11 protein-coding genes are annotated in these 12,644 nt (G+C 67.6%); 6 read left to right on the top strand and 5 right to left on the bottom strand.

Translation table 11 applies throughout. The features are described from left to right. The coding region (locus C1I93_RS08305) for an SMI1/KNR4 family protein (RefSeq protein WP_146603461.1) at positions 1-578 on the bottom strand (578 nt) is incomplete at its 3' end. Positions 579-780: 202 nt separating this feature from the next. On the opposite strand from C1I93_RS08305, the gene C1I93_RS08300 reads away from it, so the two are divergent. Genes C1I93_RS08300 through C1I93_RS08290 form a run of 3 tightly spaced genes read left to right on the top strand, consistent with a single transcriptional unit; the run spans position 781 to position 3,438 of the window. Continuing rightward, positions 781-1,584, top strand: coding sequence for a hypothetical protein (locus tag C1I93_RS08300; RefSeq protein WP_111242641.1), 804 nt, complete (start codon positions 781-783; stop codon positions 1,582-1,584). 31 nt (positions 1,585-1,615) lie between these two features. Next, positions 1,616-2,794 (top strand): sensor histidine kinase, encoded by a 1,179-nt coding sequence (locus C1I93_RS08295; RefSeq protein WP_181445065.1) that lies wholly within the window; start codon positions 1,616-1,618, stop codon positions 2,792-2,794. Next, positions 2,791-3,438, top strand: coding sequence for a response regulator (locus C1I93_RS08290; protein WP_111242639.1), 648 nt, complete (start codon positions 2,791-2,793; stop codon positions 3,436-3,438). Before C1I93_RS08295 ends, C1I93_RS08290 begins: the two co-directional genes overlap by 4 nt. 433 nt (positions 3,439-3,871) lie before the next feature. On the opposite strand, the gene C1I93_RS08285 is transcribed toward C1I93_RS08290, so the two are convergent. After that, the gene (locus tag C1I93_RS08285; RefSeq protein WP_223256410.1) at positions 3,872-6,421 is read right to left on the bottom strand and encodes an ABC transporter permease; all 2,550 of its coding nucleotides are present in this window, start codon (positions 6,419-6,421) and stop codon (positions 3,872-3,874) included. Next, a complete protein-coding gene (locus C1I93_RS08280; RefSeq protein WP_111242638.1) occupies positions 6,418-7,230 on the bottom strand; it encodes an ABC transporter ATP-binding protein in 813 nt (270 codons plus the stop codon). Before C1I93_RS08280 ends, C1I93_RS08285 begins: the two co-directional genes overlap by 4 nt. Before the next feature lie 234 nt (positions 7,231-7,464). Here C1I93_RS08280 and C1I93_RS08275 point away from each other — a divergent pair, with 234 nt between their 5' ends. Beyond that, positions 7,465-8,640, top strand: coding sequence for a sensor histidine kinase (locus tag C1I93_RS08275; protein WP_146603460.1), 1,176 nt, complete (start codon positions 7,465-7,467; stop codon positions 8,638-8,640). Next, positions 8,628-9,305, top strand: coding sequence for a response regulator (locus C1I93_RS08270; protein WP_111242646.1), 678 nt, complete (start codon positions 8,628-8,630; stop codon positions 9,303-9,305). The genes C1I93_RS08275 and C1I93_RS08270 overlap by 13 nt, the downstream gene beginning before the upstream one ends. A 190-nt stretch (positions 9,306-9,495) precedes the next feature. Here C1I93_RS08270 and C1I93_RS08265 read toward each other — a convergent pair whose 3' ends face one another. Both C1I93_RS08265 and C1I93_RS08260 read right to left on the bottom strand, forming a co-directional pair. Continuing rightward, positions 9,496-10,560, bottom strand: coding sequence for a hemolysin family protein (locus C1I93_RS08265; protein ID WP_111242636.1), 1,065 nt, complete (start codon positions 10,558-10,560; stop codon positions 9,496-9,498). Then, positions 10,557-11,927, bottom strand: a complete 1,371-nt coding sequence (locus C1I93_RS08260; protein ID WP_111242645.1) for a hemolysin family protein — start codon at positions 11,925-11,927, stop codon at positions 10,557-10,559. The genes C1I93_RS08265 and C1I93_RS08260 overlap by 4 nt, the downstream gene beginning before the upstream one ends. Positions 11,928-12,412: 485 nt before the next feature. Here C1I93_RS08260 and C1I93_RS08255 point away from each other — a divergent pair, with 485 nt between their 5' ends. Beyond that, complete coding sequence (locus C1I93_RS08255; protein ID WP_111242635.1) at positions 12,413-12,634, top strand: hypothetical protein; 222 nt, start codon at positions 12,413-12,415, stop codon at positions 12,632-12,634. Positions 12,635-12,644: the final 10 nt, after the last annotated feature.

Raw genomic sequence — 12,644 nt, 5'->3', positions numbered from 1 at the left:
CCGGCTGCACGGCGAACTCGGACACATCCCACCCGCCGAACACGAGGCCCTACACGCGATGACCCACCCGGTCCCCGCACCCCTGAAAACCAGCTAACCAACTGTCCATCAAACCCGGGGCTTGACACGGCGGAGCCGGAATAGGTGCCCTGCTTGTATCCGCATTCCCGCAGTCGATAGACGGCACCGGTGTCACCGACGGCGATGGCGTACCGTGCACCGCCGCCGTCGGCCCCGAAGATGACCACATCGACGTCCTCGTCGAACGGTTCGCCGATGCGGTCCGGGATGCCGTCGTTGTGGTCCAGCACGGTCTGGATGTAGCGAGGCGAGAACAGAAAGTAGCCGTTTGCGATGTCGGGCAAGGAGACCTCCCCCACCCATCTGGCGACGGCGAGGAGGTCGTCGGGTATCCACGGCAGCCGCTGCCGGAGCATGGCGAGCTCCGACTCCGAGGCCGGCGGACCCACGGTGTGCTCGTCCGGCTCGAACGGATACCTCGACACGATGTCACGCAACGCACGCTCGACGGCCGCCTCGATCGCTTCCGCCCAGCAAGTCAGCCGCTGCTCGTCCAATGCGGGTGCCTTTCCGGCTTGCAGCCCCACACGGGGGACTGCGGAGTGGCTGGCATCCTCTCCTGGTGCTCGACCACCGTCTCGTCGCCCGTCCCAAGCCCAGCCCGCGCGTCCGAAGCAACTCGGACTCCTAACTTAAGCTACACAGCGGTGTCTCCAATTGACGACGCGCGACGCGGTGTGTGGTTCTTACGGTTGCCCGGTGGAGATCGAAACGGCGGATCAACCGAATGAGCTGATGCCGGCTGGGCGCGGTCCATGGTTTCCTGGGCACGTCATCGGCGGCGTCGCATTGATCGTCGGGCCGACGCTGTGGGCGCTCGGCTTGACGTTGCGGTGGTGGGCGCGTTCAGCGGCGGAGTTCAGTCCGGCGCTGCGGAAACACTTCGATGAGCAGCCGTTCGCAGCGCCGGCGGAACTGGCGGCATACGCGTCAGAGCCCGCGCTGGTGACCGCCGGCTATGCCTTGTTCGTCGCTGGAGGGCTCGTGATGTGGCCGGCTGTTGCCACCCTGGCCCAGATCGTCGCGCCCCGGTCACCACGCCTGGCGCAGTGGGGCGGGGTCCTGCTGATCCTCGGGCTGTTCGCGCGGCTGTACCACGCCGGCGTCGACTACACCGCCTTCCAACTCACTGAGGTGCAGGGCCTCGCAGCCGCGACCGATGCGGTGATGACCGAGTACGTCGACATCTCCTACGGGCCCTGGAACATCCCGGTGATCGCCGCCGCTGGCCAGTACGTGGGCGGATTACTGTTGGCAATCGGCGCCTACCGCTCCGGGACATTCGGGTTGGGCCGCAGTCTTCTGCTGGTGTACTGGGCCACGCTGTGGGCCGGGGTGTTGAAGTCCAGCGATGTGTTCGAAGGCCCGTCCGCGGCCACGTTGTGTTTTGCCTGCCTTCCCCTCGGTGTCCAGATTCTCCGCGGGCAGCAGCCACGAGACATGCGGGAAGGAAACCGGCCAGCCAGTATGCGAGGGCGGTACCTGCGTTGGTTGAGTTGGTGAGATGGTCTGGACGCTACGTACGCTGGCCCGGGTGAAAGATGGCACGTGGAGCTGGTCATGGCTGGAATCGACACGGGCCAGGCTGTCCCCCTACATTCTCACCGCCGTCGCCTTTCTCAGCCCTTTCCTCTCCACCACGGCCGGCCTGCGCCCCTACCTACAGGAACTGGCAGGGTTGACCGGGATACCGACGTCCATTCAGGCAACGGTTGTCGGCCTGTCCGCCGCCGCGGCGGCGCGCTTTGCCCCACGTCGCCTGTGGCCGCTGTACCTAGTCGCCACCCTGGATCTGTTCTTCCGATCCTCCGGTCTGCTCGTGGCGCTGGCCTCCTATCTCGCCGCCACGAGCTATCGACGTCCCCGCGACCTGGCGATCTATGCGGTCGCCGCGAGCGGGACGATGCTGATCCCGACCGCCGCGACGACACTGACGTCCGACGGCGGCGGCGTGGTCGTACTTGTGTGGCTTCCGCTCATGATCGGGCTGCTGGTCGCGGCGCGGCGGCAGGTGGTCGCCGAACTGCGCGGGCGGGCCAGTCAGCTCCAGCGTGAGCAGGCCGCCAGAGCCGATCAGGCCCGTGCTGAGGAACGCGCACGTATCGCTCGCGACATGCATGACGTTGTCGCCCACCACGTCTCACTCATGGTGCTGCACGCCGGCGCGTTGGAGATCAGTGCTACCGACGCGGCGACGGCGGCCCAGGCCGAACTCATCCGGAACACCGGCAGCGAGGCCATGTCACAACTGCGTGACGTCCTCGGCGTCCTTTCCTCGTCACCTGAGCGAGACCACCGCACTTACCGGGTCGCCGCGCCGGTTGCCGACCCGCAGCCGAAGCTGACCGACGTCGACCGGTTGCTCGACCAAGCGCGGGTAGCGGGCCTGCCCGTGCACCGCCACGACGAAGGTAGGCCCTACGTGCTGCACCCGATGACAGAGCACGCGGCGTACCGGATCATCCAGGAGGCATTGACCAACATCCGCAAACACACACACGGCAGCACAGCGCGGGTTACCGTCCGGTGGCTGCCTACCGCCCTGGAGATACAGGTCGACAACACGGCTGGCTCGCTTCGGCGACTCACACTGCCCGGCAGCGGGCTCGGCTTGACCGGCCTGCGTGAGCGCGTCGTGCTGCTGGGCGGCGAGTTTTCCGCCCAGCCGGCTCCCACTGGCGGCTTCAGCGTCTGGGCGAGGATGCCCTCGTGATCCGCATCTTGATCGTCGACGACGAGCCACTGGTGCGTACCGGTCTGCGCATGATTCTCAACAGCGCCGAGGACATCACGGTCGTTGCCGAGGCCCGCGACGGCGCGGACGCGCTCGCCGCGATCTCGCAACATCGTCCCGATCTGGTCTTCCTAGATGTGCGGATGCCGCGCATGGACGGCCTGACCGCCCTGCGACGCATCGCCGCTACGCCGGACCCGCCGAAAGTCGTCGTGCTGACCACGTTCGACCTCGATGACTACGTCCACACCGCCCTTCGCAACGGCGCGTCTGGGTTCCTGCTCAAGGACACCGGCCCGCGAGAACTCGTCGCCGCAGCCCGGGCAGCGGCCGACGGCAGCGCCATGCTCTCACCCACCGTGACTCGGCGGCTCATCGACGCATTCGCTCGACGGCAAACGGCCGACTACCAAGCGGCCCGGCAGCGACTGAGCGTCCTCACGCCTCGGGAACACGACGTCGTCCAAGCCGTGGCGCGCGGCCTCAGCAACGCCGAGATCGCCCGCGAACTCCACACCACCGAAACCACGATCAAAGCGCATGTCAGCCGCTCGCTGGTCAAACTTGGCTTGAGCAACCGCGTGCAGATCGCCTTACTCGTACGCGACGCAGCCAATACCTGAGACGGAACTGCCCCTGCCTGTTCACCGGCGCTCCGCCCCTTGGAGGCACGCCGCACTCCCTCGCCACCGACGAGGACATCCTCAACCTTCCTGCCCACCTCACGACAGCCCGAAATATCGCAAACGCGCGCCCACCAGCACCTTCAGCCTCCCACCGCGATCATCCTGGCGGGGACCGAGTCCCATCACACTCGCCGTGCCTTGGAGGGGCTCATCGATACGCGCCTGGTGCAGGAGCCGGCGGCGAATCTGTTCCAGGAAATCCCCTGATCCTTGCGTACGCACGCGAGTTGGCGACGCAGAGCGCCCACGCGGGGTGAGTTGACGCCGTACCTCGAATTGATCGGTTCCATGGATTCCGCAGCAGCCTGCCAACCCAATTTGCCGAATGGAGCCGTGCGGTACGACTGCTGACCGCACGGCTCCATTCGGCCTAACTATTGTGGATAGCCTGGAGAACGTTCATTTTGGATGCGCGACGGGCGGGCCACAGCGCGGCGACGACCGCAATGACGATCGCCGCGAGCAGATAGAGGCCCAGGCGCCCGACGGGAACATCCAGTGTGCTCACCTCGTCGGCCATCGCCCGCTGGAGGGCCCATCCGACAGCCGCGCCGAGCCCCACGCCAAGGACCGCACCGAACAGCGCAATCATGACTGCCTCGTATCTGATCATGGCAGCGACCTGCGACCGCGCCATCCCTACCGCCCGCAGCAGGCCGATCTCCCGAGTCCGCTCGATGACCGACAGGCCAAGGGTGTTCACGATCCCCAGGGCCGCGATCGCGATCGAGAGAACGAGCAGCACCACCACGACTGCAAGGATCTGATCGATACCCTGCCGGGCTGCGGCCTTGGCATCCTCCCGGTCCTGGAGGTCGACGTTCGGATACGCCCGCAGCGTTTCCCGCACACCGGCGAGCGCCGTCGCGGCCCGCGCATCGTCGAAGTCGATGAATGCCTTCTGGATCAGCGTGGTAGGCGCGTGGCTGGTGTAGCCGTCAGGATGAATCATGATCGAGCGGCCCACCACCTTGTTGTCGGCGAAGATCCCACCAACGCGGAAGGTGGCCGGCTTGCCGTCCGGGTACTTGCCCGCCACCGTGCTGCCCACCTGCCAGGCTTTTGACTCGGCGAGCGAGCGCTGAACCAGAATGTCGTCGGGTCCCAGCGTCGCGGAGCCCTCCAGTATCGTCAGGTTGGTCGGCACCGACAGGGCCCGGGCATCGGCGACCACGGCGGCCATCTCCTCACGGCCAACCTGCAGCGAGCCGATCTGCAACGGCGTGACGGTACGGACGCCTGGCACCGCAGCCACCTGTTCGACGACCTCCCGCTTGAATCCGGTCAGCCCACGCGGCTCTATCGTGTAGTCGGCGCCGAACTGCCGGTCGATGTCCGCCTCGGCGGACGCACTCATCGAGGTGGCCAGCACCGTCGCCACCGACACCAAGGCCAGCCCGACCATCAGCGCGGAAGCCGTCGCCGCCGACCGGCGAGGGTCACGGCGGGCGTTCTCCCGGCTCATTCGGCCCACCGCGCCGGCCAGCCTCGCGATCGGCCAGCCGAGCACGCGAATCACCGGACGCCCCAGGCAGGGGCTGACCATTGCGGCGGCCAGCAGCAGGATCACCCCGCTGATCACCACCAGCGCAGCCCCATCAGCACCACGGTCCGCGATCCCACCGGCCAGTCCCGCACCGCCGAACAGTGCCACCGTGAGCCCGAGGACCAGTCGGACCAATCGGGTTCGACGCGCCTCCGCGACGTCGTCGCGTAGCGCCGCCATCGGGGGGATCCGCGACGCACGCCGGGCCGGGACGTACGCCGCCGCCACCGTTACCAGCACACCCACGAGGTACGACCAGAACACCGTCGCCGATGCGACGACCGGCGCGCGGATCGGCAGCTGGGTGCCCGCGAACTGAGTGAACAGCAACCGCAGAAGGAACGACACCCCCACGCCGGCGACCAGGCCCAGGGTGGCACCGAGCAGTCCGACACCCAGCCCTTCGGCGAGTACGGCTCTGGTCACCTGGGCGCGCCCGGCCCCTAGGGCGCGCAGCAGCGCCAACTCCCGCGTGCGCTGCGCGATCAGCATCGTGAATGTGTTGAAGATAATGAATGAACTGACCACGACTGAGACTCCGGCGAAGGCCAGCAGGAAGCGGCTCAGCAGTGCGAAGAGGTCCTTGAGCTCCGCCTCGAACTGTTCAGCCTGTTGGTCCGGTGTCGTCGCCTCGTACTGCGGCGTCAGCAGCGGCCGGACCTGCGCGAGGACCTGCTGTTGGGAGATGCCCTGACGCGGGTTGAGGAAGATCGCGGAGTAGTTACCCGATCCGGTGAGCAGGTCGTGGGCAACCGCCGGTGAGTAGCCGATGTACGTCACGACCCGGCCGATGTCATCGTCCTGGAGCTCGAAGATGCCAACGACCTTCATCCTGCGGGTATCGCGCTGGGCGACCACGGTGTACGAGTCACCGACCTTGACCTGGCCTTCGGTCGCGGTCCTGGTCTCCACCACGATCTCGTCCGCACCGGCCGGTTCCCGACCACTCAGCAGGGTCAGGGTGGCACCGGGACGTGGCGTGAACGCCCCGCCAAGGTTGGCGTTGACGTCCTCTCCGACGATCGAGCCATCGTCACGCACCAGCGCGGAATAGCCCTCGATCTGACCGTACACCTCGGCGTCGGTTACCTTCTGGTCGAGTGTGGCGAGCACCTCGGCAGGCACGGTCGGCGGCGGTGCACCTTCACCGGAGACCGTCTCCACACCACGAACGGTGATCGTCTCCACACCACGAACGGTGATCGTCTCCGCCTGTGCCCGTCTCTCAAATAGCGGCCCGAAGCTCTGGCTCGCCGTGTCCCGAAAGATCATCGTTCCCGACACGAACGCCACCCCGAGCGTCACAGCCATCGCGGTGAACAGGAACCGGGCCCGGTGGGCGAGCAGGTTGCGCACCGCCAGCTTGGCGATCATGCGCGAGGCTCCTTCTCGACCGCTGCCACCCGGGTGTCCAGATCCTTCATCCGCTCCAGCACGGTCGCCCGGGTCGGCTCCTGCAGGCGATCGATCAGTCGCCCGTCGGCGAGGAACACCACGTGGTCGGTGTATCCGGCGGCCACCGGGTCGTGGGTGACCATCACGATTGTCTGCCCACCGGAGCGAACCGATTCACGCAGGAATTTCAGCACCTCACCGCCGGAGCGGGAATCCAGGTTGCCGGTCGGCTCGTCGGCGAAGATGACGTCCGGCCGGCCGGCCAGAGCCCGGGCACACGCCACCCGCTGTTGCTGTCCACCGGAGAGTTGACTGGGCCTGTGCTCGAGTCGCTCGCGTAGACCGGTCGTCTCGATGACGGTGTCCAGCCACTCCGCGTCCGGCTGCCGGCCGGCGACGCTCATCGGCAATATGATGTTCTCCAGTGCCGACAGCGTGGGAATCAGGTTGAACGACTGGAAGATGAAGCCGATCCGATCCCGCCTCAGCCGGGTGAGCTGCTTGTCGTTCATCTGGGTCAGCTCGTCGCCGCCGAGGAACACCCGTCCGGCGTCGACCGTGTCCAGGCCGGCCAGGCAGTGCATCAGCGTCGACTTGCCCGAGCCGGACGGGCCCATGATCGCGGTGAATTCCCCCCGCGTGAGGTCGATGGTCACGTCGTCCAGCGCGACCACGGCGTTCTCGCCCAGCCCGTACCGTTTGGTGACGCCATCGGCTCGGACCGCGACCGTCCGATCGCTGAGTTCGGGGGGGACCGGTTGCGCCGTTCGCTCCGTGGTGTCGGTCATGGGGTGATCTCCGGTTCGGCGATCTGAGGGCGTGTCGTCGCACGCCGGACGATCCAATCCTGGCCCCAAGCAGCTCCTGCCTCGACTGGCAAAAGTATCCGGTCCCTGTCCGAAGGTCCCCGACTTTGGTCGACTGCCCCCGGCGTCCTGCGGTCGGTAGTCTGCGGTCATGAGCTGGATCCATCCGGCCACCTTGCTGCGTGAAGATCAACGCTGGCCACCGATCAGGTGCTCATGACCTTCGAACCGCGGCGGCGGAGAGCCCGCGAGATAGCTGCCGATGTCTGCTGCGTCAGCGCCGCGTTGGTCATCGCGGTCGCGCTCGCCGGTGAGGCCGAGGACATCGGTCAGGTCACCGGCCGGGCGTTGTTCTGGGCCCTGGTGCCCGGTGTCATCGGGTCGACCATGCTGTGGTGGCGGCGGCGTTACCCGGTCAGGGTAGCTCTTGCACTCGCTCCACTGGTGATGCTCACCGACATGGTCGTCGGCTCGCTTCTGATCATCATGTTCACGCTGGCCGAGTACCGCCGGTGGGGGGTCACCGCAGCGTTCATGGCGACCTATCTCGTGGCGCACATCCCGTACCTACTGGTCCGGCCGGACCCGCACCAGTCCGCGCTGGCCATCAGCACGTTCCACGCGTTCCTGCTGATGATGGCGGCGATGCTGGGCACCGTCGTTCGGGCGCGGCGGGACGCCGCCGCGGCGGTGCGTGACCGGGCCCTGCGGGCCAAGGCCCAGGCGGAGTTGCGCACCGAGCAGATCCGAGCCGTCGAACGCGTTCGCATTGCTCGGGAGATGCACGATGTCCTCGCGCATCGGATCTCGCTGGTCAGCCTGCACGCAGGAGCCTTGGAGATTCGTGCCGACCTGCCCGCAGCCGACGTGTCGAAACTGGCTGGGACGATCCGGGTCACCGCGCACCAAGCCCTCGACGACCTGCGGGAGATCCTGGGTGTACTGCGCGGCGGCGGCCTGACGGTCGACGGTGGACCGGTAGGCCTGCGTCCTCAGCCGGACCTGGGTGACCTCGACACCCTGGTAGCGGAGTGCCGGGAAGCCGGCGCCAAGATCGCCGTCACCGACGAACGGCCCGACCGGGCGATGTCCGCGTCGATGAGCCGTACCGCTTACCGGGTGGTACAGGAGGGGCTGACCAATGCACGCAAGCACGCAGCGGGCATCGAGGTGCACCTGCATCTGACCCGGACCCCCAAGGACGAGTTGCACGTGGAGCTGTGCAACCGGCTGGCCGACGGAGCCACGATCATTCCCGGCGCCGGTACCGGTCTGGTCGGACTCGCCGAGCGGGTGGGCCTCGCCGGCGGCCGATCGCACCACGGCATCCGACAGAATCCGGCGGGAGGGCTGTCGTTCTGTCTGGAGGTGTGGCTGCCGTGGCAGACGTGATTCGGGTGCTGATCGTGGACGACGACCCGCTGGTGCGGGTAGGACTGTCGTTGGTGCTCAGCGCCAGCGATGACATCGAGGTGGTCGGGGAAGCGAGTGATGGCGCCCAGGCGATCGAGGCGACCGGCCGCCTGAAACCCGATCTGGTTCTCATGGACATCCGGATGTCGGGGATGGACGGCCTGTCAGCAGCCGAGGCGTTGCAGGCATCCGAGAGCCCTACCGCCGTCGTCGTGATCACCACCTTCGACACCGATGAGCACATTCTGCGGGCACTTCGGGCGGGCGCCGTCGGATTCCTCCTGAAGGACACTCCGCCGTTGGAGATCATCGAGTCGGTCCGTCGAGTCGCCGCGGGGGAGTCGATGCTCTCCCCGCCGGTCATCGCACGGCTGATCGACCACGTGGTGCGAACCGGCACTGACGCCGGACCGCCGTCCGCCGACGATCGGGCGAGCCGGGCACGCACGGCGTTGGCACGGCTGACCGACCGCGAGCGCGAGGTCGCAGACGCCATCGGTGAGGGCCGGTCGAACGCCGAGATCAGCGCCACGCTGTACATGAGCGTCACCACAGTGAAGGCGTACGTGTCTCGCATCCTTGCCAAGCTGCGGTGCACGAACCGGGTTCAGGTCGCCATTCTGGTCTACGAGGCCAAAGGCTGACGCCTCGCAGACCACTTGCCGCTCATCTCGGGTTGATCGGGTCAGATCGGGTCCAGCCGTAAGGTCGTGTGGCTGGCCGCGCTGCTCGGTGTGCTGCACGAGCGAGCCTGCACTGGTTGACACTGCTGATGCGCCCGGACACGAAGTACAGCAAGCCGATCGAGCTGCAACAGCTACCACGGACGCCGGGTCATGAGGGAACCATTGTGCGGTCGGTGGTGTGTTGGGTGGCGTCGCGGACCTCGCCGACGAGCTTCTCGACGATGTCCTCGAGCGCGGCCAGGCCGAGGAGTTGGCCGGACAGGTCGACGACGGTGGCGAGGTGGGCGCCGCGGTGTTGCATGACGGTGAGCGCGTCGCGCAGCGGCCTGGTCGAGTCGAGGGTCGCGAGCGGTCGGATCAGCCCCGGGTCGAGCGGCTCGTCGTGCTGTTCGGCTGGCAGCTCGAGGATGTCCTTGACATGGACGTACCCGGTGAGCTCGCCCTGTGGGTCGGTGAGCGGGAAACGGGAGAATCCGGTTGCCGCGCACTGGCGTTCGAGCTCGGCGACGGTGGTGTCCCGGGGCAGGGTGATGAGCGAGGTCAGCGGGAGCGCGACGGTGGCGGCGGTCTGATCGTTGAAGGCCAGCGCGCCGGTGAGCAGGTCGTGTTCCTGCTGGTCGATCAGCCCTTCCTGACGGGACTGGGCGATGAACCCGGCGATCTCCTCGTTGGTGAAGGTGGAGGCCACCTCGTCCTTCGGAGTGACGCGCAGCAGCCGCAGGACGGCGTTGGCGATCTGGTTGAGCAGCCAGATCAGCGGACGCAGGACGGTGACGATTCCGTAGAGCACCGGCCCCAGGATCAGGGCGGAGCGTTCAGGGCCGGCGAGGGCGATGTTCTTGGGCACCATCTCGCCGAGCACCATGTGCAGGAACACCACGACTGCCAGGGCGATGGTGAACGCGATGGGATGCAGCAGCGCCTCGGGTACGTCGACGGCGGCGAAGGGCTTCTCCAGCAGGTGCGCCACAGCGGGTTCACCGATCGCGCCGAGGCCGAGGGAGCAGACGGTGATGCCGAGTTGCGCGCCCGCCATCATCAGGGAGACGTTCTCCATCGCCCGTAGGGTGATCCGGGCGATGGACGAGCCGGCCGCGACGCGCGGTTCGATCTGTGTACGGCGGGCGGAGATCAGGGCGAACTCCGCCCCGACGAAGAAGGCGTTGCCGGCCAGCAGCGCCACGGCCAGCAGGATCGCGGTGAGGTCGCTCATGACCGGGCTTCCTCGCTCAGGTGGTTGTCGGTACGGCGCAGGGTGAGCCGGTCGACACGGCGGCCGTCGAGCCGGGTGACGGCGAGTTCGGCATGGGTGGGGGTCGGTAGACCGTCCGGGTCGGATTGGTTCCGGTCGGCGACGGGCAGGGTGATGGTGTCGCCGACCTGCGGGAAGCGGCCGAGGTGCTCGGTCACGAGCCCGCCGAGGGTGTCGGTGTCCCGCGCCTCCGGCAGGTCGAGGCCGATCAGCCGGGACGCCTCGTCGGGGCGCAGCAGGCCGGACAGGGTCCACGTGCCGTCGGCGGCGCGGTGGTGGCGGCGATGCGGGGCGTCCTGCTCGTCGGCGATCTCACCGACGATCTCCTCGACGAGATCCTCCAGCGTGACGATGCCAGCAGTGCCGCCGTACTCGTCAACGACGACCGCCATCTGCAGTCCCTGCTCGCGCAGGACAGCCAGCAGTGGATCCAGCGGCATGGTCTCCGGCACCTCCGGCAGACCGGACATGATCGTCCGGACCGACTGCGTGGACCGCTCTACGGCGGGCACGGCCAGGGCGTGCTTGAAGTGCACCGCGCCGACGACGTCGTCCACGCCGGTGCCGGTGACCGGGAATCGGGCGTGCCCGGTGCCGGCGGCGAGGGCCAGGACCTCCGCTGCGGGCGCGTCGGCGGCGACGAACCGCACGCGGGTACGCGGGGTCATCACATCGGCCGCCGTACGCTCGCCGAAGTCGATCGAACGCGCGACAAGTTCCGCGGTCCGCGCGTCGAGGGTGCCCTCCTGGCCGGATCGGCTGACTAGCGAGGCCAGTTCCTGCGGGGACCGCGCCGAGGCCAGTTCCTCGGTCGGTTCGATGCCCATCAGGCGAAGGATCCGGTTGGCGGTGCCGTTGAGGAAACGGATCAGCGGGCCGGCGGCGGTGGTGAAGCCGCGCTGCGCCCCGGCGACGGCGCGGCCTACGCGCAGCGGCTCGGAGATCGCCCAGTTCTTCGGAACGAGTTCACCGAAGACCATCTGGAAGCCCGTCGCCAGCGCCAGCGCCAGCGCCAGCGACATGGTGGTCACCGCGGAGTCGGAGAGGCCGGTGAGCCCGAGCGGGCCGCGCAGCAGCGTGGCCAGGGACGGCTCGGCCAGGAACCCGACGATCAGACTGGTGACAGTGATGCCCAGCTGGGCCCCGGACAGCTGGGTGGACAAGGTCCGTAACCCTGCCAATAGTCCAGCGGAGCGGCGATCGCCGTCTTGCGCCCGGCGCTCGACCGTCGCCCGATCGACCGTCACGAAGGCGAATTCCGCGGCCACGAACAGTGCGTTCGCCGCGATCAGCAGGACCGCGACGGCCAGCAGCAGCCACTCGGTCACCGGCACGCCACCTCTCGGACCTCAGGCTGGTCGGTACTGGGAGGCTCACCATCGCGGGACATGCCGGCCAGGCTAGGCAGGCATCCTGAAATGTTGCTGTGTGCTCGCCGCCACGCCGCACCTGGGGAACACCGCGCGGTGAGAGCTCCCGCCTGCACCTGAAGGCGAGAGCATCAGCGGCCCGTGCGCGTGCGGTGGGGGTGGCGGCCGCACTCCAGCCGGACTCGACACCCACACAGCACCACTCGAGAGTAATGATTCGGATGCTCTCAGCTACTTCTCAGGTGGCGTTGGTAGTTTCCCGGGCGCGATGGCATCCATTATGGACGCTGTTGATCTCGTTGCGGGTGACGACGATGGCGGCGACCAAGAGGCATAAACCACCGCAGATCCACAGTGGGATCCAACAGCACAGGCATGATCTAATTCGGCAGGTTTGTCCGCAACCGGTCGGATCGCCCGATCGGGATTTCAAAGGAGTGTGCATGCCCGTCACCGCCGACCTCACCAAGCTGGTCGACAAGGCCTACCAGGACAAGACCCTCACCGAGATCGTCGACGCCCCGGTATCCGCCCTCGCCGGGGTCAGCGACGGCGACGCCAAGCTGCTCAAGGACGCCTTCAACATCACCACCGTCGGCGACCTCGGCCGCAACCCGTACTTCCGCACCGCCAGCGCCCTGGTCGCCCTCACCGGCACCAAGTAGCGCCATCCGA

The sequence above is a fragment of the Micromonospora endophytica genome (assembly GCF_003236305.1).
Lineage (GTDB): Bacteria > Actinomycetota > Actinomycetes > Mycobacteriales > Micromonosporaceae > Micromonospora > Micromonospora endophytica.
The sequence above is the reverse complement of the archived record's forward strand: the minus strand, read 5'-3'. Positions and strand labels throughout refer to the sequence as shown.

Coding starts and splice junctions, on each gene's coding strand:
- C1I93_RS08285 (WP_223256410.1), bottom strand. CDS start 6,421: ATGATCGCCAAGCTGGCGGTGCGCAACCTGCTCGCCCACCGGGCCCGG.
- C1I93_RS08280 (WP_111242638.1), bottom strand. CDS start 7,230: ATGACCGACACCACGGAGCGAACGGCGCAACCGGTCCCCCCCGAACTC.
- C1I93_RS08275 (WP_146603460.1), top strand. CDS start 7,465: ATGACCTTCGAACCGCGGCGGCGGAGAGCCCGCGAGATAGCTGCCGAT.
- C1I93_RS08265 (WP_111242636.1), bottom strand. CDS start 10,560: ATGAGCGACCTCACCGCGATCCTGCTGGCCGTGGCGCTGCTGGCCGGC.
- C1I93_RS08255 (WP_111242635.1), top strand. CDS start 12,413: ATGCCCGTCACCGCCGACCTCACCAAGCTGGTCGACAAGGCCTACCAG.